This window comes from Rhodococcus artemisiae (genome assembly GCF_036327795.1).
Lineage (GTDB): Bacteria > Actinomycetota > Actinomycetes > Mycobacteriales > Mycobacteriaceae > Rhodococcus > Rhodococcus artemisiae.
Map to the genome: position 1 here is coordinate 171,117 of NZ_JAUTXY010000006.1, position 21,396 is coordinate 192,512.

A 21,396-nucleotide genomic window follows, 5' to 3' on the forward strand; every position below is an offset into this window, starting at 1 on the left:
GACATGTCGGACCCTTCTGTTGCCATGGGCAGATGAGGACCGCGTACAAGGTCCGGGCCTACCCGGACCCCGAACAGTCGACGCTGCTGCGCCGCACGTTCGGCTGCGTGCGCGTGGTGTGGAACGAGACCCTCGCCGACCGGCAACGCCGGTACACCACCGAACAGAAATCGACCTCGTACAAGGACACCGACGCCGCACTGTCCGAGTGGAAGAAAACCGAGGAGCTTGCGTTCCTCGGCGAGGTGTCCTCGGTGCCGCTGCAGCAGACGCTGCGCCACCAGCACACCGCGTTCCAGTCGTTCTTCAAGGGCACCGCCGAGTACCCACGGTTCAAGAACCGGCATTCTCGCCAGTCCGCGCATTACACTCGCTCGGCGTTCCGCATCAAAACGGACGGGCTGTGGCTGGCGAAGACGACCGCGTCGATGAAGGTGGCGTGGTCCTGGCCCGGCATCGACCTTGCCAGGCTCGACCCGACGATGGTGGTTGTCTCCCGCGAGGCGGACGGGCGGTGGTTCGTGACGTTCGCCGTCGACACGACCGATCCCGCTTTGTTGCCGGTTACTGGCGAGTCGGTCGGTGTGGACCTCGGGATCAAGGACTTCGCGGTCCTCTCGACCGGGGAGAAGATCGGGAATCCGAGGCGCATGGCCCGGCGCGAACGTGGCCTGCGACGGCACCAGAGGCGCCTGGCGCGGATGCAGAAGGGCTCGAACAACCGCGCCAAGCAACGTTCGAGGGTGGCACGCACGCACTCCCGTGTCCGCGATGCCCGACGTGACTTCCTCCACAAGACCAGCACGGGTCTCGTGGCGCGGTTCGGCGCGATTGCCGTCGAAGACCTGGCCCCGCGCAATATGGTCCGCAACCGCCGGTTGGCGAAGTCGATCAGTGAATGCGGGTGGGGTGAGTTCCGGTCGATGCTCGAGTACAAGGCGGAGCGGGCCGGTCGCCGGTTGGTGGTGATCGACCGCTGGTGTCCCAGTTCCAAGATGTGCAGCGTGTGCGGGTATCTGCTCGCCGTGCTGTCCCTCGGGACGCGGCACTGGTCGTGTTCCGAGTGTGGTACCCGGCATGATCGGGACGTCAATGCCGCGCAGAACATCCTTGTCGCCGCCGGGCTGGCGGAGACACGAAACGCCTGTGGAGGCGATGTCAGACGGCACGGGTTTTCCCGTCCGCATTCGCCGGTGAAACAGGAATTCCCGGACGTGAGTCCGAGAATCCCCGTCTTTCGAGGCGGGGAGTAGTCAAAAGTGCTCTCCCCTCCTCCGTCGGCGCTTGTGTGTCGCGAAAGGCTCTCATGCCCCGGACCACGACCTTCGAATGTACCGGTGAGTGAGATCCCCGAGGGGACCGGTCGCCCGTCCACTTAGCCTGCTCACAGTGGAGAAAGGACCCACACGATGACCACCACCGAAGAATCGTCGGCCGCTCGCTGGCGCGGCGTCGAACTGGGTACGCGCACCGTCTGTTACGACGAGAGCGACGCGATTCTGTATGCCCTCGCCGTCGGTGCGCCCGCCACCGACCTCGATCTCGTGTTCGAAGAGCGGCTCAGAGTGCTCCCGACCTTCGCGCTGACGCTCGCGCAGTGGGCACCCGATGAGCTCGGTGCCCGCGGCGGGTTCGACACCCGCACCGCCGTGCACGGGTCGCAAAGCCTCGAGGTTCTCGCACCGCTGCCGCGCGCGGGTGAGCTCACGTTGTCGGCGAAGGTCGGCGAGGTGTGGGACAAGGGCCGCGCCGCGGTGTTCGAAGTGCTGGTCGAATCGGAGTTCTTCGTCGCCACGTGGTCGCTGTTCGCGCCGGGTGCGGGCGGCTTCGGTGGGGAACGCGGACCATCGGCAGCGGCGGCGCCCGAAGGCGAACCGGACCGGACGACCACCCTGAGCACCCGTGAAGACCAGGCTGCGTTGTACCGATTGACCGGCGACCGGCACCACATCCACATCGACCCCGAGGCGGCGGCACACATCGGGCAGCCCCGCCCGATCATGCACGGACTGTGCACGCTCGCCGCTGCGACGATCCCGCTGGCCCGCGTTGTCGGTGCGCATCCGGCAGACCTGACGTCGCTGTCCGGACGCTTCGCTGCCCCCGCGTTCCCCGGCGACGACCACGAGCTCCGCATCTGGGGTGAGGGCACCGACCTGCAATTCGACGTCCGCACCGGCGACAACGCTGTGGTGTCGGGTGCGCGTGCGACGTTCGCCTGACCGCCCTTGCACAGGGCCGGAACTTTCTGGAGGAAAAAGTTGGACACGTTCGCCGAAGTAGTGCGTTCTCGCAAGGGCGACGACAAGATCGGACTGCGGTTCGAGGACCGGCAATGGACCTGGGACCAGGTGATCCAGGAGAGTGCCGACCGCGCGGCCGCGCTCACCGTCGCCGTCGGGGAACCCGCCGATCGTCGTCGACACATCGGCGTGCTGCTCGAGAACGTCCCGGACTTCGTGTTCTGGATCGGAGCCGGCGCGCTCGCCGGTGCGGTGGTGGTGGGCATCAACGCGAGCCGCAGCGGACCGGAGATCGCCGACGACATCCGTCAGGCCGACGTGGACTTCGTCGTCACCGAATCGCGCCTCGCGCCCCTCGTCGACGGCACAGACCACGGCCTGCCCGCCGACCGGATCCTCGACATCGACTCGCCCGAGTACCTGCGCTTCCTCGAACCGCATCGCGGCGCAGACCTGCCCGACACCGTCCCCTCGCCCGACGACATCGCCCTGCTGCTGTTCAGCTCCGGGTCGACAGGCCGGCCGAAGGCGGTCATCGTCACGCAGGGCAGGCTCGGGAAACTCCTCGACGTCCTCGTCGAGCGCACGCAGATGCGACGCGACTCGGTGGCGTACCTGTGCATGCCGCTCTTCCACGGCAACGCCGTCATGCTCAACCTCGGCACCGCCATGCGTGTCGGCGCGACCGTCGGCCTGATCCGGAAGTTCTCGGCCAGCCGATTCGCCGACGATATCCACCGTTACGGCGCAACTTTCGTCAACTACGTCGGGCGTGCGCTGTCGTACGTGCTCAACAAGCCCGAAGATCCGCGTGACCGCACCGGCACGCTCGAAATAGCTTTCGGCACCGAAGCATCCGAGGTCGATGTCGCCCGATTCTCGGAGCGATTCGGGTGCGCGGTCATCGAGGGCTACGGCTCGAGCGAGGGCGTCTTCCGGATCAACCGCACTCCGGACACCCCGGTCGGGTCGCTGGGTGTGGCGCCGGGGGGCGCCGACGTGCGGGTCCTCGACGAGAACACCGGCGAGGAATGCCCCCGCGCGCAGTTCGACGACACCGGGCGCCTGCTCAACTCCGAGGCGGTCGGACAGATCGTCGCGATCGGCGGCGCCGCGTCGTTCGAGGGCTACTACAAGAACCCGGGAGCGGCCGCCGAACGCGTCAGGCACGGCGACTTCTGGTCCGGCGACCTCGCCTACCGCGATGCCGACGGTTTCTTCTACTTCGCCGGCCGCGCATCGGATTGGCTGCGCGTGGACAGCGAGAACTTCTCGGCCGCACCCGTCGAGCGCATCCTGGTGCGGATCCCCGGGATCTTGTCGGCACCGGTGTTCGCGGTCCCGGACCCGGCGACGGGCGACCAGGTGATGTGCGCAGTCGAGCTCGACGCCGGCGCGGCCTTCGATCCGCAGGTATTCGGGCGGACGCTCGCCGAGCAGCCGGATATGGGCGATAAGTGGTGGCCGCGTTTCGTGCGCGTGACCGATCACATCCCGCTCACAGGCAGCAACAAGATCGACAAGGCGCCGCTGCGCGCTGCCGCGTGGAGCACCGCCGATCCGGTATACGTCCGGGTGGGCCGTACCCCCGAATACGTTCGGCTCGACGACGAGGCGCGTGCGCAGATCGAACGCGACTTCACCGAGCAGGGTCGGGCCGCGTTGCTGCCGGCTCCGCTCACCTCTGCCTAGTCGCGGCGGGGTGGTCTCACCGAGCGGGACCTGCAGCTCGGCCGTGACATCGCTCACCTACCGTGACGTTCATACAGCCCTACCGGGACTTGTCTCGCAGCCCGCGACGAGTCCGCGCCGCGAACGGAACACGCCGTTCCGCTCACTCGATCACTACTTCCGAAAGGACGGACGACCGTGAGCCTGGATACTTCTGGTGACACCGAAATCCGCGAAATCGTCGTCGGTTCCGCTCCTACCCGCTTTGCCCGCGGGTGGCATTGCCTCGGTCTGGCGGAGTCCTTCAAGGACGGCAAGCCGCATTCCATCGAAGCGTTCGGCACGAAGCTCGTCGCCTGGGCGGACAGCAACGGAGAGTTGAAGGTCCTCGACGGGTACTGCCGCCACATGGGTGGCGATCTGACCCAGGGCACCGTCAAGGGTGACAACATCGCGTGCCCCTTCCACGACTGGCGGTGGGGCGGCAACGGTCGTTGCAAGGACATTCCGTACGCCCGTCGCGTACCCCCGATCGCCAAGACCCGCTCGTGGCACACGCTCGAGCAGGACGGCCTGTTCTTCGTCTGGCACGACCCCGAGGGCAACAAGCCGCCTGCAGACGTCACGATCCCCCGGATCGAGGGCGCGACCAGCGACGAGTGGACCGACTGGATCTGGTACACCACCGAGGTCGACACCAACTGCCGCGAGATCATCGACAACATCGTCGACATGGCGCACTTCTTCTACGTGCACTACTCGTTCCCGGTGTACTTCGAGAACATCTTCGAGGGCCACGTGGCGACGCAGATCATGAAAGGTCAGGCGCGCCCGGACATGCGCCCGAACACCGAGGGGCAGCCGAAGATGCTCGGCAGTCACTCGGAGGCGTCGTACTTCGGTCCGTCGTTCATGATCGATGACCTGAAGTACGAGTACGAGGACTACGACATCGAATCGGTGCTTCTCAACTGCCACTACCCGGTCTCGGCCGACAAGTTCGTGCTGATGTACGGGATGATCGTCAAGAAGTCCGACCGCCTCGAAGGCGATGCGGCCTTGAAGACGGCGCAGCAGTTCGGCACCTTCATCGCACGTGGCTTCGAGCAGGACGTCGAGATCTGGAAGAACAAGACCCGGATCGAGAACCCGTTGCTGTGCGAGGAGGACGGCCCGGTCTACCAACTGCGTCGCTGGTACGAGCAGTTCTACGTCGACGTCGAGGACGTCAAGCCGGAGATGACCGACCGCTTCGAGTTCGAGATGGACACCACCCGGCCGGTCGCAGCCTGGATGAAGGAAGTCGAGGCCAACCTCGCTGCAAGGACAGCCGCGGGCGCGGAGCAGGAAAATGCAGCCCCTCAGGTGTAGCGACTGCATGGCGCAGGTGCGAGTGAAGAAGAACAGCTGGGAACACACCGAGATTCAGTGGGACCAGCAGTCGCGTCAGCAGTGTCACCGGCCTCGGGGAGACTTCGGGGCCGGGGCGGATACGTCCCGGCGCCCGGGCGCGCCGCGGCCGACGTGCCCGTCGATGGTCGCCACCATCACTCGCGCCGCAGCCGAGGGGCTGATCGATGTCGTCGACGATGCACCGGTTCCGGCCCCGATCGTCCAATAGTCTCTGTGGCCGGATAGCCGGCGCCACAAACCTTTCGAAGGATATTGATGACCGACACCCTTTCGATCGACCGCGCTCAGTACGGACAGTGGGCGGTGATCGCCGGTGGTTCCGAGGGCGTCGGCGCCGCCTTCGCCGACGAACTCGCCCGCGCCGGATTCGACCTGCTACTCATCGCCCGAAAGCCGGAACCCCTCGAAGCGACCGCGGCAAGAGTGCGTGTGCACGGCGGTGAAGTGCGCACGCTCTCCCTGGATCTGCTCACGGCCGACGCCGTCGAGACGATCCGGTCGGCGACCGCCGACCTCGAGGTGGGCCTGTTCATCTTCAACGCCGGAGCCAACAGCTACGGCCACGAATTCGTCACCGGCGACCTCGACGGCTTCCGCGGCGTGATCGAACTGAACGTGCACCGTCAGATCGAACTGTCGCACCTGTTCGGGTCGCGGATGAAGGAGATGGGTCGCGGCGGCATCATGCTGCTCGGGTCGCTTGCCGGCTACATGGGTTCGGAACACCAGAGCATCTACGCCGCGTCGAAGGCATTCAGCCGGGTATTCGCGGAAAGCCTGTGGATCGAACTCGAGCCGTACAACGTGCACGTGGTCGAGCTGATCCTCGGCGTCACCCGCACACCCGCGATGGAGCGTGCAGGCCTGAACTTCGATGTGCCGGGCATGTTGGTGTCGGAGCCGGAGGACGTGGCCCGCGAGGGCCTCGAGCATCTGGCGGACGGCCCGGTGTGGGTTGCCGGCGGCAATTACGATGCGGCGATCAAGCGCAGCGGCTTCCCGCGAGACAAGATGGTGCAGGGTGCCGCGAAGGCGATGCGGGCACTGCTGAACCGCTAGACACTGCTGAACCGCTGGACACTGCGGTGCGGGTGAACATGCCGTCGCGCTCCAGTGCACTCCTCGTCCTCGGCCTCTCTCCCTCGGGTTGGCTACGCACTTTCAGGTGCCTACTTCCCGAGGGGGAGTTACTCCCCGATGATGATCGTGGGTAGCGACAAGCGCCACCCGCGACCAAGGACAAGGCGAACGCGATGGAACCACTCAGCACTGCACTTCCCGGTGGCACTTGGACTTTCGTCGACTCTCCCGTCACCAGGTTCGGCTACGGTGCGATGCAGCTCGCAGGCCCATGGGCAATGGGGCCACCCGCCGACCGCGACGCTGCGTCGGCCGTGCTCCGCGAGGCCGTCGACGCCGGCATCACCCATATCGACACCAGCGATGCGTACGGCCCCCGATTCACCAACGAGCTGATCCGCGAAGCCCTGCACCCGTATCCCGATTCGTTGGTCATCGCCACCAAGGTCGGGGCGAACCGCGACGCACAGGGCGGCTGGCCCACCGCCCGGCGGCCCGAGGACCTCCGCAATCAGGTCCGGGGAAACCTCCGATCACTCGGCGTCGAGGTCCTCGATCTCGTCAACTTGCGCATGGGCGATGCCAACGGTCTCCGCCCCGGTTCTCTCGCCGAAGCGTTCGGAACTCTCGTCGAACTTCAGCAGGAGGGCCTGATCCGGCACTTGGGGGTCAGCAACGTCAGTCCCGAGCAGGTCGACGAAGCGCAGGGCATCGCCCCGATCGTGTGCGTGCAGAACATGTACAACCTCGCGCACCGCTACGACGACAACCTCATCGACCGACTCGCTGCGCACGGCATCGCCTACGTCCCGTTCTTCCCGCTGGGCGGATTCACACCGCTGCAGTCCGAGACGCTGTCCGGGGTCGCCGAGCGGCTCGGGTCGACACCGAAGTCGGTGGCACTCGCGTGGTTACTGCAGCGCTCCCCGAACATCCTGCTCATCCCCGGCACATCAGCGAGGGCACACCTACACGAGAACATCGACGGCGCAGCCCTTGCTCTCCCCGAAGACGCTGTGGCCGAACTCGACCGGTTCGGCCGCTGACGCCCCAGGGTACGAGATCCGGACAGGGCCGGTGGACGATCCCGATCAGAACTCGATCTCGATGCGCTCGCTGATCGGACGCGCCTGGCACGCGAGCACGTATCCGCTCGCGATGTCCTCGTCGTCCAGGATCGCGGAGTCGGGCATGTCGACCTTGCCGGACACGACAGTGCACGCACACGAACCGCATTCGCCTTCTCGGCACGAGTACGGCACGTCGAGGCCCTTGGACAGCATGACGTCGACGAGGGTCGCGGACCGCGGCCAGGTCAGTTCGTGGTCGTCGCCGTCGAGACTCACCTGCACGGACGAGGTGTCCTCGTCGTCGGACACCTCCACCGGGGTGATCTCGGCGAACGGATCGCCCGACAGCGAGGTGAACACCTCGGCCTGGATCCGGTCCGACGGCATCCCGGCCGCACCGAGCCCCTCTCGCACCGCATCCATGAACGGCTGCGGACCGCACATGTACGCGTGATGCTCGGTGTACGGCGAGAGCAGCGCCGTGAGCTGACCCGTGACGGGCAGACCCTGCACGGTCTCGAGCCAGTGCAGCACGGTGAAGGCGCCTGGGTACCGGATCGCCAGTTCGCGCAGTTCCTGCGCGAAGATGACGGATTTCTCGTCGCGGTTGGCGTAGAACACGACGATGTTGCGGTTGCCCGCGGCGAGCGCCGACTTGAGGATCGACATCACCGGCGTGATTCCGCTGCCCGCCGCGCACAGCAGCAGCTTGTCATCCAGGCTGCGCGGCGTGAATACGCCGGCCGGTGGCAGTACCACGAGCTCGTCGCCTGCAGAGACGTTGTCGCACAGCCAGTTCGATCCGTACCCGTCGGCGGTGCGCTTGACCGTGACCTTGAGCTGCTCGTCGCTGTGCGGTGAGCTCGCAAGTGAGTAGCACCGTGCCACCGAGCCCGTCCGATCGCTCGGGATGCGGAGCGTCAGGAACTGGCCCGGCTTGTACGAGAACCTGTCCTTCGCGTCCGCGGGGATGTCGAATACCAGCGAACACGCGTCGGCGGTTTCCTGTACGACAGCGGCCACGGTAACCGCCACCGCGCGCGTGCTCACTGCCGTCTGAACGGATGTCATCGTGGCTTCCTTCAATGCGGGAAAAGGTGTACGGATCACGGTAATGGGAACACCGACAACGACGAACGGCTCTCCCGATGGCTGGGACACCAAGCAGGAGAGCCGAAGTCGAGTGAACGCGATCCGGTGCGCTCAGGTGAGGGTGCCCTCGTGCGCCGATCGGTCGAACTCCGGGAGTGCAGCTCCGTCGCGGAGTTTGGTCGCCAGCGCGGGATCGGCGAGGTGGAGGCGGCCGATGGCGATGAGGTCGAACTCGTCGTCGGCAAGCCGGCGTTCGAGCTCGGGAATGTTGTCGTCGGTGGGAGCGACGCCGGCGAGACGGCTCTCCCGAAGGCTGGCGCCGATGCCCACGCTGCCGACCGCCATGGCCGTCACGCCGGTCAGCTTCTTGGCCCACCCGGCCAGCGACAGGTCGCTGCCCTCGAAGACCGCTGCGTCGAAGCGACGGATGCTCGCGTCGAACACGTCGACGCCGGCGTCGACCAGTGCGGTGAGGAGCGTCCTCAGCTCGTCGGGGGACTGGGCGATCCGCGCGTGGTAATCCTGCTGCTTGTGCTGGGAGAAGCGGAAGAAGATGGGAGCGTCGTCGCCGATCGCGGACCGGATGGACGACACCACAGCGGCGGGGAAACGGGCACGTCGTTCGAGATCGCCGCCCCACTGGTCGTCGCGCTGGTTGGTGGAAGCCCACAGGAACGAATCGAGCAGGTAGCCGTGACCGCCGTGCAGGGCGATGCCGTCGAACCCGACCTCCCGGGCATTGCTCGCCGCCTGGGTGTAGGCGGCAATGACGTCGGCGATGTGGTCCTCGGTCATGGCGCGACACGGCTCGGAAGCCCGCGTGACGTACTCGTCGGAATAGGAGGTCACACCCGGCTCACCCCACAGACCGGAGGGGCGCATCGGGGTGAGAGCGGGATCGACGTTGCCGGCCATTGCACCCCAGAGCGGTCCGACGTGCCACAACTGCGGGACGATCCGGCCGCCCTCGGAGTGGACTGCGTCCACCACGCGCTGCCAGCCCTCGAGTGCATCGTCGCCGTACATGCGGGGGACGCGCGAGTTGTCCATGGCCGTCGGGTGCTCGATCGCGGTGCCCTCGGTGATGATCAGTCCGGTGCCGCCGGCGGCGCGTCGCCGGTAGTACTCGGCGACGTCGGCTCCGGGTACGCCGCCGGGGGAGTGCGAACGCGTCATCGGCGACATCACGATGCGGTTGGGCAGTTCCAGCGATCGGACCGACAGGGGACGGAAGAGAGGGGACAGCGTTCGAGTCATGTGCGAGTGGCGCTTTCGTCGATATCGGACAGGGGCTGGGCGTCGAACGCGGCGCCGATCTCGGGTGCGAGATCGCGCAGCGCATGCAACTGATCGCAGTAGTGCTCGACGCCGGTGGCGGAGACGGCCGTGCTCACGATCGTCGCTCCGGCCTGCCTGCGGCGGTCGAGCGCGCGCAGGGTCAGGTCGCGTGAGCCGAGCGGGTCGAGGGATCTGCTGGGGGAGAGCACGACCTCGAACCCTTGGGGGAGCTCTGCTCTCTGCAGCATCGTCTCGGTCTGTTCCAACGTGAGGCCGAACGGCAACCAGCCGTCGCCGAGCGTTGTCGCGCGTCGCAAGGACCTTGCTGTGCGCCCGCCGATCCAGAACGGAACACGCGGCTGGATCGCATGCGGCCTGACGTAGACGTCGTCGAAATCGTAGTAGACGCCGTGAAACTCGGGTGTCGGTGTCGACATGCAGGCGCGCAGAGCGGTGAGGGCTTCGTCGGCGCGTGCGCCGCGGTCGGCGAAGGGCGCGCCGAGGAGGTCGAATTCTTCCTCGAGGCTTCCGACTCCCAACCCGAGGACGAGCCGGCCGCCGCTGACGGTGTCGAGGGTGCCGTACCGCTTCGCGATCTCGAGTGGGTGGTGATAGCCGAGGACGAGAACGCGGGTGTTGAACCGGATCCGTGAGGTGCGCGCGGCGAGGTAGCCGAACGTCGCCAGGGGATCCCAGTAGACGCCGCCGCGTTCGGCCGCGACGTCTGTCGGTACGGCGACGTGTTCGCTGCAGGTGAGGTGGTGGAATCCGAGGCTGTCGGCTGTCTCCGCAACACGTGCGAGTTCGACGATGCCGGCATCGCGTTCCCACTCGGCGAGTGTGGCCGGGTGGCCTGTCACCACAGGTGACGTGATCCCTATGTACATCCGATCGATCACCTCGAACCGACTTGGGCGCGGCAGCGCGGGGTGGACGCGTGCTCGTCCTATTCGACTTTTCTACCCGGCGAGCCGGGGCGGGCCACGCGATCTCCTGCTCAGTGGGACGCGTCGGGTCGTCGTGGCAGCGTCGTCGTGTGGTGGTGGATTCGGTGAGTGGGCGACGCAGTGCACGGTGGCGGTACTTGTGTTATCGGTGCCCGCTGGGTGATACTAGTCACGTCGGCACAAGAATGAATTTCAGTTTCTCTTGTTCGCCCAGGTAGAGGCAAGTTTCGGAGAGGAAGAAACGATGGTGCAGTCCGCAGAGATGCAGGCCGTTGCAGTGCAGAGCGCGACCGTGCAGAACACCTCGGAGTCCAAGCGTGAGCTTCCGGCGTCGATGGTCGAGCGCATGACGCTGATCCTCGACGCATTCGACGGTGCCGGTTCGCGTCTGACACTCGAAGAGGTGGCGTGCCGCACAGGTCTGCCCCGCTCGACCGTCCATCGCATCCTCGACCAGATGGTTCGTCTCGAATGGGTCGACCACGCCTCCTTCGGCTACTGCCTCGGACGCCGCGCGAAGTCGCTCGGCGCAAGCGACAACGGTCACAGCCGCATCCGTGAGGCCGCGGCCCCGCTCCTCCACGAACTCCACCTGCAGACCGGCATGGTCGCGCACCTCGCCATCCTCGATCGCGGCGATTGCATCTACCTCGACAAGATCGGTGGCCAGCTCGCCGCCACCCTCACCTCCCGTGTCGGCGGCCGCGTCCCCGCGTACATCACCGCGTGCGGCAAGGCGATCCTCGCCGGCCTCGAGCCCGAGCACGTCGACGCGTTCTACGGCACCCACCTCGTGCGACGCACCGAACGAACCATCCCCGACCTCGCCACCCTCCACCAGGAACTCGGCCGTATCCGGCAGCGCCACGGCCTGGCCTTCGAAACCGGCGAGGCTCAGAACGGCATGGCATGCGTCGGTGCAGCGGTGCGTAGCCCGGTCGGCCCGGTCGCGGGAATCTCCCTGTGCGGGCCTGCACGCCCCGGCCACCTCGAGCGTGTCGCGCCGCTGGTCGCCGACGCCGCCCGCGACATCTCCCGAATCCTGCATCCCGAACTCGGTACCCCGCGACGCGCCCGCCGTGCCACGGCCGAGCCCACACAGTCGTGGTCGCCGCAGGCGATGGAACGCTTGGTCGCAACCCAATCCGGGCAGTGGATGTAGGCCCGGCCCGGGCAGTGGATGTAAATGAAATCGTCTCAATGAACGGGAGCCTCGGCACATTGTGAACGGCATCACTGGGAATGTCGAGGGTATGACGACGGAACTGACGCAAGAAGGCACCGCACGCGAACTCGCGACCGATCGTGGAGTTCTCCGCTACCACGAGGCCGGCGACGGCCCGCCGCTCCTGTTGCTGCACGGCTCGGGCCCGGGTGTGACGGGATGGCGGAACTACCGCGGCGTCCTCGCGGACTTCGCGGAACACTACCGCTGCCTCGTCCTCGAGTTCCCCGGCTTCGGCGTCAGCGACCCGTGCGACGGCCACCCCATGGCGATGGCCAAGTTCGCGGTCAAGGATTTCCTCGACGGACTCGGTCTGTCCGACGTCGCGATCGTGGGCAACTCGATGGGCGGCATCGTCGCAACCCAATTCGCCATCGCCGAACCCGAGCGGGTGAACAAGCTCGTCACGATCGGCGGTGCAGGTCGTTCGGTGTTCGCGCCCTCGCCGGGCGAGGGCATCCGGTTGCTCATGGAATTCACCGACGACCCCACACGCGAGAAGCTGGTTCGCTGGCTGCGCTCGATGGTCTTCGACCCGGCGATCGTCACCGAGGAACTCATCGAGGAGCGCTGGGCGCTGGCCACCGAGCCGAAGACGCTCGAGATCGCCCGTCGCATGTACAGCACCGAGGCGTTCGCGGCGGGCGCGCGTGCCGCCGCAGCGTCGAACGACACGCCGTACTGGGCGCAGCTCGGAAAGATCAAGATCCCCACACTGCTCACCTGGGGTCGCGACGACCGCGTCAGCCCCGTCGACATGGCAATGCTGCCGATGCGGGAACTGCCGCGCGGTGAACTGCATGTGTTCCCGAACTGCGGGCACTGGACCATGATCGAAGCCCGCGAGGCGTGGCTGGCAACCGTCCTCGCGTTCCTGAAGCGGGACGACGCCTGATCCGCCGAACTCTCAGCGGCTCACCGAATTCCCGCTGAGCGGAAAATTCGCACACAGTCGTCGCTGATCCTCCACCGTAGGGATCATCATTTCCGTCGCTCCGCTCGCCCGTCACCAGGTCGAGACGGCAAGCGGCCTGACGCCACCTCGCCCGGTCAGCCTCCGGGCGTCACATCAGAAAGCTGGAGAGAAAATGGGACAGGTTCTCGACTCCATCTCGCCGTTCGCCGACGAGATCCGTGCCGACGGTGCAGAAGGCGACCAGCTCATGCGCCTGACCGATCGCAGTGCCAAGCGTCTGAAGGACGCCGGTGTCATCCGGATGCTGCAACCCGAGGAGTTCGGCGGCCTCGAAGCGCACCCGCGTGAATTCGCCGAAACCGCCATGGCGCTCGGCGCGATGGACGGTGCGACCGGCTGGGTCAGCGGCATCGTCGGCGTGCACCCGTGGGAGATGGCGTTCTTCGACCCCAAGGCGCAGCAGGAGGTCTGGGGCGAGGATCCCGACACCTGGATCGCATCTCCCTACGCCCCGATGGGTGTTGCCACACCCGTCGACGGCGGATACATCCTCAACGGCCGCTGGTCGTTCTCGTCGGGTACCGACCACTGCCAGTGGGTCATGATCGGCGCGGCAATCGGCGACAAGGACGGCAACCGCCTGAACCCGCCGCAGGCCCTGCACGTCCTGCTTCCGCGGTCGGACTACGAGATCGACCAGGACAGCTGGAACGTCGTCGGTCTGCGCGGTACGGGTTCGAAGGACCTGATCGTCAAGGACGCCTTCCTGCCCGAGTACCGCACCCTGTCGGCTGCGCGCGTCATGGGTGGTGTCGCATGGAAGGACGCCGGGCGCGACGAGACGCTCTACAAGTTCCCGTTCTCGTGCATCTTCCCTCTCGGCATCACATCGTCGCTGGTGGGTATCGCCCAGGGTGCGCTCGATTGCTACATCGAGACCCAGCGTGAACGTGTCACCGTCTCCGGCACAGCGATCAAGCAGGACCCCTACGTGCTTTCCGCGCTCGGTGACGCGGCGGCAGAGATCGCGGCATCGCGCGCGGCACTGCTCGAGACCGTGGATCGTTTCTGGGACATGACCGAGAAGGGTCAGGAAGTCACGTTCGAGCAGCGGGCGATCGGCCGCCGGACCCAGACGGCCGCCGCCTGGCGCGCGGTGCGGGCAGTCGACGAGATCTTCTCCCGCGCAGGTGGCGGAGCCCTCCAGCTGTCGAACCCGTTGCAGCGTTTCTGGCGCGACGCGCACGCAGGTCTCAGCCACGCCATCCACGTGCCCGGGTCGATCTTCCACGCGGCAACCCTCACTCAGCTCGGCGGCGAGCCCGAGGGTGCTATGCGCGGAATGATCTAGAGCCTCCCGAACCCACAACTGCGAAGGAATTGCGGACATGACGGATATCCGGGGCCTGGGCTATCTCAGGATCCAGACCACAGACATCGCCCGGTGGCGCGAGCTCGTCGTCGACGGGCTCGGCATGGCGGTCGGTAACGGACCGGAGGACGACGGACTCTACCTGCGGATCGACGAGCGCCGAGCACGCTTGATCGTTCTGCCCGGCGACACAGACAAAGCACTCGCCGTCGGCTGGGAGGTGCGGGACCAGTTCGCGTTGCAGCGCGTGCGCGAGGTCGTCGAGAAGGCCGGCATCGAGGTGCAACTGCTCTCGGAGGAGGAGGCGACCTACCGGGACGCGGAACAGGTCATCGCGTTCGACGACCCGGGTGGAACCCGCGTCGAGGTGTTCTTCGGTCCGGTCCTCGACCACAGTCCGATCGTGACCCCGTTCGGGGGTCGCTTCCACACCGGTGAGGAAGGCCTCGGGCACGTCGTGCTGCCCATCGCGAACTTCGACGCGGAGTACGCGTTCTACACCGAGGTGCTCGGATTCCTTCCCCGTGGCGCCGTCCGGCTCGGTGGGCTGTCGGCGCCGCCTCCGGTGCGACGGGTGCGTTTCCTCGGCGTCAACCGACGCCACCACAGCCTGGCGCTGTGCCCGGCACCTCCCGGCGGCGAACCGGGGCTCGTGCACCTGATGCTCGAGGTCGACACCCTCGATGCCGTCGGGCAGGCCCTCGATCGCGTTCGGAAGCTGGGTTTCTCGATCTCGTCGACCCTGGGCCGGCACACGAACGACAAGATGGTCTCGTTCTACGTGCGTGCTCCGGGAGGCTGGGACCTCGAGTTCGGCACCGAGGGCATGCTCGTCGACGAGACCTTCTACACCGCAGAGGAGATCACGGCCGACAGCTACTGGGGCCACGACTGGTCCGAGTCGGAGCCGCTCGCGGCGTTCGCGCCACCGAAGAAGGACTGATCCAGCAAGCACCGACGCTGCACCCGACGATGCCACGACCGCTGCGCGGCGTGGCATCGTCCACTTTCACCGACAGGAGTTCGAGATGAGCAACGACGTAGCGACGGCCGTGCGCGCGTTGCTCCCGGACATCGCCGAGCGGGCCGCCACGATCGACGAGACCAGGCGGGTCCCGGACACCGTGGTCGACGCACTTGCGTCGACCGGAGTGTTCCGGATGCTGCAGCCGCGCCGCTACGGCGGCGCCGAGACCGAACCGGTCCGGTTCTACGACGTGGTGCGGGAAGTATCCGCGGCGTGCGGTTCGACGGGGTGGATCACCTCGGTGCTCGGCGTCCACCCGTGGCACCTCGCGTTGTTCGACGACCGTGCCCAGCACGACGTTTGGGGTGACGACCCGTCGACGCTCGTGAGTTCGGCGTACGCACCGGTCGGGCAGCTGACCCGGGTGGACGGTGGGTACGAACTCTCCGGCACCTGGATGTTCTCCTCAGGCTGCGAATACGCCTCGTGGGTACTGCTCGGTGCCGTCGTCACCGGACCGGAGGGGCGGCCCGTCGACTTCATGACGGTGCTCGTGCCGCGCAGCGATTACGGAATCCGCGACGTGTGGAACGTGGTCGGGATGCGCGGTACCTGCAGCAACGAGATCACCGTCGACCGGGCATTCGTGCCCGATCACCGAGTCAAGAGCAACTTCGAGACCGCGAACCTGCGCGGTCCCGGTCAGAAGGTCAACACCGGCCCGCTGTACCGGCTTCCGTTCGGCGCATTGTTCGGTACAACGGTGAGTATGCCCGTCGTCGGAGTGGTCGAGGGCTGTTACGAGCACTATCTCGCTTCGATGCGCGAACGCGTCCGATTGAGCTTGGGCGGTGGACGATTCGTCGACGACCCGTTCGCGCAGACCTCGGTGGGACGCGCCGCGTCGGAGATCGATGCCGCGATCCTGCAGACCACCCGCAACCTGCGCGAACTGTGGGAGCATGCGGTCGACGGCCGGGAGATCCCGATGATGTTGCGTGCGCGTGCCCGCCGCGACCAGGTACGGGCGACCGAGCGCGCCGTCGAGGCGATCGACCTGTTGTTCAAGACGGCCGGCGGCTCGTCGCTGTTTCTGGGAAACATCGTCGAACGTGCCTGGCGGGACGCACATGCCGGAAGCGTGCACGTCGCCAACGAACCGGAACGCGCACTGGCGCAGTACGGTCGGGCCGCGTTCGGACTTCCGGTCGAAGACAACCTGCTCTGACCTCACCGAACCACAGTCGAACGAAAGAGAGTGTCCCCTTGAGTAATCCGGATGTCCGGCCGGTCTCGGCCGACAGTATCGAATCCTGGGATCACGAAGCCGACGTCGTCATCGCCGGATTCGGCATCGCCGGTGTCGCCGCGGCGATCGGGGCGGCCGAGAGCGGGGCCGACGTCCTCGTCCTCGAACGCACCGGCGGCGGGGGAGGCGCGGCGGCACTGTCCGGCGGCATCGTCTACCTCGGCGGCGGCACCCGTCTGCAGCAGGCGTGCGGCATCGACGACACCCCCGAGAACATGAAGACGTTCCTCGCCGCGGCCCTCGGACCGGGGGTCGACGAGAAGAAACTCGACGTCTACTGCGACGGAAGTGTCGCGCATTTCGAGTGGCTCGAAGCATGTGGCGTGCCGTACAAGGACGGGTTCTGGAACCAGCCGGGCTGGGAGATCCCGAACGACGATTCGCTGATGTACAGCGGTGGGGAGAACGCGGCTCCGTTCTCGACGCTCGCCCCGCCGGCACCGCGCGGGCACCTCGCGCAGGTGCCGATGCCCCGCACAGGTGAGCAGGGCGCGGGCCACGTCCTGATGACGACGCTCATCGCGAAGGCCGGGGCGCTCGGCGTCCGCGTCGAAACCGATGTGCGGATGCAACGCCTCGTCACCGACGCCGACGGCAGGGTCGTCGGGCTTGTGACAACCCGGTTCGGCAAGCAGATCGCCGTCCGTGCCCGCAACGGCGTGGTCCTCGCGACCGGATCGTTCGCGTACAACGACGAGATGATGCAGGCGTACGCTCCGCGGCTGTACAAGCGCCCTGCCGCGACGGTCGAGGAGCACGACGGACGCGGAATCCTCGTTGCACAGGCACTCGGCGCCGGTCTCGCCCACATGGATGCGTGCGAGGTCGCGTTCTTCTGCGACCCGCAGTTGATGGCCCGCGGAATCCTCGTCAACGGTCGCGGCCAGCGGTACGTCCAGGAGGACACCTATCCGGGCCGGATCGGGCAGCTCACGCTGTTCGAGAACGACAATCAGGCGTTCCTCGTCATCGACCAGAAGTCGTACGAGGAAGGGATGGAGGCGCCCAGCTCGAGTCCTCAGCTCAGGCGTCAGCCGACGTGGGTGTGCGAGACGGTCGACGAACTCGAAGCCGAAATGGGCCTTCCTGCCGGTTCTCTCACGTCGACGGTGGAGATGTACAACCGGCACGCCGCCGAGGGTTCGGATCCGGTACTGGGCAAGAAGCCCGAGTGGGTCGCGCCGATCGGCTCACCGGTCGCGGCGATCGACCTCCGCGGAAACACGGGAGGCTTCACGCTCGGCGGGCTGCGGACGTCGATCGACTCCGAAGTCCTCCACGTCGACGGCACTCCGATCCCGGGGCTGTACGCGGCCGGGCGGTGCACCTCGGGGCTCTCCGCCTTCGGGTACTGCAGCGGGATCTCGCTCGGGGACGGCAGTTTCTTCGGGCGTCGCGCCGGCATCCACGCCGCCACCTCGTAGTCCTCGTCGCCGTAGGTGCGGGCCGCCGGAGGGGCGGCCCGCACCGTAGTCAGTGGCCGAGGCCGGTCAGTGGCCGAGGCCGAACGCACCCCGGTAGAAGACCATGGGGCGTTCGTCCTCGAAGCATTCGAGTTCCAGGACCCGGCCGATGACGACATCGTGGTCGCCGGCGGTGTGCACGTCGTGGATCTCGCAGTGCGCGCGCATGAGTACACCCGGAAGCGACGGGGTGTCCCACCGCGACAGCTCCCAGTCGAGGCCGTCGAACTTCGTGCCGCGTGACGATCCGAAGCGCCCGCACAGGTCGGATTGTTCCTCGCCCAAGACGTTGATGGCGAAGCGTCCCGTCGGGCGGATCCGCGGCCAGGCGCGACCCCGGTGGTCGGCGCAGAACAGGATCAACGGCGGCTCGAGCGATACCGACGCGAACGACTGGCAGGCAAAGCCGATCGGCCCGTCCTCGTCGAGGCCCGTGACGACGGTGACGCCGGTGGCGAAGCGGCCCATCGCATTGCGCATGTCGAGCGGACCGGGGAGTTCGGGTTCTGCTGCGAGGACCTGCGTCCGCGTCTGGGTGTACATGCGCCTCAACTCCGATTCATCTCGGGTCGCCTCGATGCGGCGACGTTCGCGTGCCATGAATGTATGGACGACCCGGCAACCGACCATCGTGGATTCTCGCTGAGCGGACTTCTCGGCGGTTTTCGTCGCGTCGACGGCGCATCCGATGCTTCGTCTCGATGGGCGGGAGTAGTGGGCACGATGAAGTGAGGGACCGCTCGATGGGACAATCGTTGTCGATCGTCCGTTGTCGATGATCACGAAAGGGCCGATCGTCAGGAAAGGAGAGTTGTCGATGCCCAGAATCGGGGTGGCGCGAGATGGTGCCGAACCCACATCGGCCGAACAACGCGACCGGCACGAACGCATTCTCGACGCGGCGGCTCACCTCGCGACAGAGTTCGACCTGCCTCGGGTACAGATGACCGAGGTCGCGAAACGGGCCGGTGTCGCGATCGGCACGCTGTACCGTTATTTCCCGTCGAAGACCCACCTGTTCGTGGGGGTGATGCTCGATCGGCTCGAGCGGTTCAGCGGATACACACCTGTCAGCGACCCCGATGTGCCGGTGCAGGACGCGATCTGTGACGCGTTGATCGGCATGACCCGGGAGATGGTCGCGTACCCGTCGCTCGCGTTGGCGATGCTGCAGTCCAACAGCACGGCGGTGCCCTCGGTTGTGCCCGACACTGTCAGGATCGAGGTGAAGTTCCAGGAGATTCTGCTGGCGACCGCCGGTATCGCCGATCCGACCGAGGGGGACAAGGACCTGCTGCGGTTGCTGTCGATGCTCTGGTTCGGGGTGATCACCGCGTTCCTCAACGACAGGTCGACCACCGCCGAGGCGGAGGCGGACATCCGGCGCAGCTGCGATCTGCTGCTCGTCGAACTGAGCCCTCGCTCGAGCTGAGCGCTCATTCGGGGTGCATTCCGGATGCCCGCCGCTGCGGTGAAGGCAACGGTCTCAGGAGCGATCTGCCGCGAGGATGTTCGTCGCGGTGCGGGAGTGTCGTGGAGTTCTCCGGACGGATCGGCGACCGACGTCTGCGGGTCGTTGCCCGTCCAGTTCGGCGCGCAGCGCCTCTACCTTTCCCACGCAAAGAACGCTCATGTCACAGGCGAGCTGCTCAACGTCCACCCCAACACGGTGCGGTACCGCATCCGTCAGGCAGAAGAGCTTCTCGGCCGCTCCGTAGATCAGCGTCGGATCTGCATTTCACGGCTTCCCACGCCGGAGTCGTCAGCGCACCACCAAGTCGTGTTCGGTGGCGCTGAGTGTGATCGGTGCGATCGCGCTGTCCCGCATCCAGTCACGCACGAACGCGTCCACCGCGGGACCGGCCGAGCCGGCGGACAGCTCGATTGCGCCGACAAGGTGCCTCGGCTCGCCGTCGAGTCCCGGAGCCCGCGGCGCGAACCGCAGGCCGTCGGCGGTGTGGAGCAACACCGGGATCCGGGTGCCGTCGGGTGCGACCACCGACGCGTCCCGGGTGCTGACCGCCGGATCGAATGCGCCGACCTCGAGTCGGTACCCCGACGGCCCGGCATGGGCACTGATGGAGTCCAGCATCCGCGGGTCGACCACCGAGTACGGAAGGCCGACGTCGATGAGGAGCTGACCGTCGATCAGCGCCTCACGAGAAGGTAGGTCGGCGCTCAAGTTCCACGGCGCCGGCGGGGCGAGGGTCTCCGACGACCGATCCTGCGACGAGTTCGCCACCGGCGACCCGAGTTTCGGCCCCTCTGCCGGAGTGAACGCCCACGCGCCACCTTCGACGGGCTTGTGCCAGAAACCGGTGGCGCCGTCTCGATGGCCCTCGACACGCAGCTCCCGGCGACCGGGGCCCGGGCCGGTGGAATGCACACTGATAGCCGACGTGATCTCGCCGGGGATCTTCGGCTGCCGAACCCAGTCGGGGGCCGGTAACTGGATCACGGTGGTGGTGCCGTCCGGCCCGACCGGACGATTCGGGTCGTGATCCCAGGAGTAGCTGAAGAAGATCGAATCCGACCCGGATGAGTCGAAGTCGAAGTTGCGCGTGTACATGTCACCGAACTTGTTGATCACGAACGTCGTCGAACCCGCCGACGACAGCGACACCGATTGGAACCGGCCACCGAGAGGGCTACCGATCTCATAGCTGTCGTCATTCGGGAGCCACGGGTCGGCGTACGTGATGCGGCTTCCGTCGCCGGTCAGGGCAGGTGCCATCGTCATCTTTGCGAGTCCGACCCGGTGGATGCGTCCGGCCGCGTCGGCGTAGGTCTGGTTGTCCCACGGGGACGACACGCTCAGCGCCCATCCGTTCGGCCGGGTGTCGGGCATGGTGCGGCCCGGCCCGCTCCACAGCGGCGCGCCCCATGCGGACGTCCAGTTCCAGGTCAACGGATCCTGGGACGCATTGTCCATCGTGTAGATCCAGCCGGAGCCGTCGATCGCGATCAGTTCGTCGTCGTCGACGGAGATCCCGACGAGTTGCCCTCGCAGGCACTCCGGCATCGGTACGAACCGCCAGGGGTCTGTGGAGCCGCGTGGACGTGTCAGCAGGTCGTGGCCGACGAGCGAATAATCCCAGAATCGGTTGAACTGGGTTGTCGGCGTCCGCAGTTCGACCGAGGTCGGGGCGTTGGCCCCTTGGAAGGTGGGTAGCAGGTTCAATCCCAGGTGGCCTCCGCCGGAGGGAACTCCGGGAGGGATCTGCGCGGTGCCGAATGGCACGCAACCGGCGGGAACTGCCTCTGCTCCGGCATGCGCGGGCATGGCCACCGCACCGACGACGGCGGCAGTGAGGGTGCCGGCCACGAGCGACAGGCGAAAAGGGAGCAGG

General features: G+C 66.8%; 21 protein-coding genes and 1 pseudogene. 16 read left to right on the forward strand and 6 right to left on the reverse strand.

Translation table 11 applies throughout. The annotated features are described in order from the left end of the window. The first annotated feature begins 32 nt into the window (after nt 1-32). The 7 genes from Q7514_RS15125 (at nt 33) to Q7514_RS15155 (ending at nt 7,453) form a co-directional block, all read left to right on the forward strand. Nucleotides 33-1,253: an RNA-guided endonuclease InsQ/TnpB family protein gene (locus Q7514_RS15125; RefSeq protein ID WP_330134089.1), complete on the forward strand. Its 1,221-nt coding sequence runs from the start codon at nt 33-35 to the stop codon at nt 1,251-1,253. 156 nt (nt 1,254-1,409) lie between these two features. Continuing rightward, nucleotides 1,410-2,222, forward strand: a complete 813-nt coding sequence (locus Q7514_RS15130; RefSeq protein WP_330134090.1) for a MaoC/PaaZ C-terminal domain-containing protein — start codon at nt 1,410-1,412, stop codon at nt 2,220-2,222. Between the two features lie 39 nt (nt 2,223-2,261). Further along, on the forward strand, nt 2,262-3,935 hold the full coding sequence (locus Q7514_RS15135) for an AMP-binding protein (RefSeq protein ID WP_330134091.1): 1,674 nt from the start codon (nt 2,262-2,264) through the stop codon (nt 3,933-3,935). Nucleotides 3,936-4,112: 177 nt separating this feature from the next. Continuing rightward, the gene (locus tag Q7514_RS15140; RefSeq protein ID WP_330134092.1) at nt 4,113-5,285 is read left to right on the forward strand and encodes a Rieske 2Fe-2S domain-containing protein; all 1,173 of its coding nucleotides are present in this window, start codon (nt 4,113-4,115) and stop codon (nt 5,283-5,285) included. Nucleotides 5,286-5,292: 7 nt separating this feature from the next. After that, entirely contained in the window at nt 5,293-5,535 is a 243-nt protein-coding gene (locus Q7514_RS15145) for a hypothetical protein (protein WP_408016099.1), read from the forward strand. A 47-nt stretch (nt 5,536-5,582) separates the two neighbouring features. Then, nucleotides 5,583-6,386 (forward strand): SDR family NAD(P)-dependent oxidoreductase, encoded by an 804-nt coding sequence (locus Q7514_RS15150; protein ID WP_330134094.1) that lies wholly within the window; start codon nt 5,583-5,585, stop codon nt 6,384-6,386. Nucleotides 6,387-6,580: 194 nt separating this feature from the next. After that, nucleotides 6,581-7,453, forward strand: a complete 873-nt coding sequence (locus Q7514_RS15155) for an aldo/keto reductase family oxidoreductase (protein ID WP_330134095.1) — start codon at nt 6,581-6,583, stop codon at nt 7,451-7,453. Nucleotides 7,454-7,498: 45 nt separating this feature from the next. Here Q7514_RS15155 and Q7514_RS15160 read toward each other — a convergent pair whose 3' ends face one another. The 3 genes from Q7514_RS15160 to Q7514_RS15170 form a co-directional block, all read right to left on the reverse strand. Continuing rightward, nucleotides 7,499-8,548 carry a ferredoxin--NADP reductase gene (locus Q7514_RS15160; RefSeq protein ID WP_330134096.1) on the reverse strand — a complete coding sequence of 350 codons (1,050 nt, stop codon included), beginning with the start codon at nt 8,546-8,548 and terminating at the stop codon, nt 7,499-7,501. 132 nt (nt 8,549-8,680) lie between these two features. Next, a complete protein-coding gene (locus tag Q7514_RS15165) occupies nt 8,681-9,826 on the reverse strand; it encodes an NADH:flavin oxidoreductase (RefSeq protein ID WP_330134097.1) in 1,146 nt (381 codons plus the stop codon). After that, complete coding sequence (locus Q7514_RS15170; RefSeq protein WP_330134098.1) at nt 9,823-10,734, reverse strand: LLM class F420-dependent oxidoreductase; 912 nt, start codon at nt 10,732-10,734, stop codon at nt 9,823-9,825. Before Q7514_RS15170 ends, Q7514_RS15165 begins: the two co-directional genes overlap by 4 nt. Nucleotides 10,735-11,056: 322 nt before the next feature. Here Q7514_RS15170 and Q7514_RS15175 point away from each other — a divergent pair, with 322 nt between their 5' ends. The 6 genes from Q7514_RS15175 (at nt 11,057) to Q7514_RS15200 (ending at nt 18,007) form a co-directional block, all read left to right on the forward strand. Further along, entirely contained in the window at nt 11,057-11,956 is a 900-nt protein-coding gene (locus Q7514_RS15175) for an IclR family transcriptional regulator (protein ID WP_330134260.1), read from the forward strand. 91 nt (nt 11,957-12,047) lie between these two features. Next, on the forward strand, nt 12,048-12,914 hold the full coding sequence (locus Q7514_RS15180) for an alpha/beta fold hydrolase (protein ID WP_330134099.1): 867 nt from the start codon (nt 12,048-12,050) through the stop codon (nt 12,912-12,914). Between the two features lie 193 nt (nt 12,915-13,107). After that, nucleotides 13,108-14,286, forward strand: a complete 1,179-nt coding sequence (locus Q7514_RS15185; protein ID WP_330134100.1) for an acyl-CoA dehydrogenase family protein — start codon at nt 13,108-13,110, stop codon at nt 14,284-14,286. A gap of 37 nt (nt 14,287-14,323) precedes the next feature. Continuing rightward, complete coding sequence (gene bphC, locus Q7514_RS15190; RefSeq protein WP_330134101.1) at nt 14,324-15,250, forward strand: biphenyl-2,3-diol 1,2-dioxygenase; 927 nt, start codon at nt 14,324-14,326, stop codon at nt 15,248-15,250. A gap of 85 nt (nt 15,251-15,335) precedes the next feature. Then, a complete protein-coding gene (hsaA, locus tag Q7514_RS15195) occupies nt 15,336-16,502 on the forward strand; it encodes a 3-hydroxy-9,10-secoandrosta-1,3,5(10)-triene-9,17-dione monooxygenase oxygenase subunit (protein WP_330134102.1) in 1,167 nt (388 codons plus the stop codon). A gap of 38 nt (nt 16,503-16,540) precedes the next feature. After that, on the forward strand, nt 16,541-18,007 hold the full coding sequence (locus tag Q7514_RS15200) for an FAD-dependent oxidoreductase (RefSeq protein ID WP_330134103.1): 1,467 nt from the start codon (nt 16,541-16,543) through the stop codon (nt 18,005-18,007). 66 nt (nt 18,008-18,073) lie between these two features. Here the strand turns inward: Q7514_RS15200 and Q7514_RS15205 are convergent, their stop codons facing one another. Next, the gene (locus tag Q7514_RS15205; protein ID WP_330134261.1) at nt 18,074-18,589 is read right to left on the reverse strand and encodes a flavin reductase family protein; all 516 of its coding nucleotides are present in this window, start codon (nt 18,587-18,589) and stop codon (nt 18,074-18,076) included. 63 nt (nt 18,590-18,652) lie between these two features. On the opposite strand from Q7514_RS15205, the gene Q7514_RS15210 reads away from it, so the two are divergent. Further along, nucleotides 18,653-18,778: a hypothetical protein gene (locus tag Q7514_RS15210; RefSeq protein ID WP_330134104.1), complete on the forward strand. Its 126-nt coding sequence runs from the start codon at nt 18,653-18,655 to the stop codon at nt 18,776-18,778. A gap of 85 nt (nt 18,779-18,863) precedes the next feature. Next, nucleotides 18,864-19,478 (forward strand): TetR family transcriptional regulator, encoded by a 615-nt coding sequence (locus Q7514_RS15215; protein WP_330134105.1) that lies wholly within the window; start codon nt 18,864-18,866, stop codon nt 19,476-19,478. A 54-nt stretch (nt 19,479-19,532) separates the two neighbouring features. On the opposite strand, the gene Q7514_RS15220 is transcribed toward Q7514_RS15215, so the two are convergent. Next, the gene (locus Q7514_RS15220; protein ID WP_330134106.1) at nt 19,533-19,664 is read right to left on the reverse strand and encodes a hypothetical protein; all 132 of its coding nucleotides are present in this window, start codon (nt 19,662-19,664) and stop codon (nt 19,533-19,535) included. Here Q7514_RS15220 and Q7514_RS15225 point away from each other — a divergent pair. Then, a pseudogene (locus tag Q7514_RS15225) lies at nt 19,623-19,712 on the forward strand (hypothetical protein); the annotation flags it as partial. The gene Q7514_RS15220 and the pseudogene Q7514_RS15225 overlap by 42 nt on opposite strands. 96 nt (nt 19,713-19,808) lie before the next feature. Here Q7514_RS15225 and Q7514_RS15230 read toward each other — a convergent pair. Further along, nucleotides 19,809-21,329 carry a hypothetical protein gene (locus tag Q7514_RS15230; RefSeq protein ID WP_330134262.1) on the reverse strand — a complete coding sequence of 507 codons (1,521 nt, stop codon included), beginning with the start codon at nt 21,327-21,329 and terminating at the stop codon, nt 19,809-19,811. Nucleotides 21,330-21,396 lie beyond the last annotated feature (67 nt).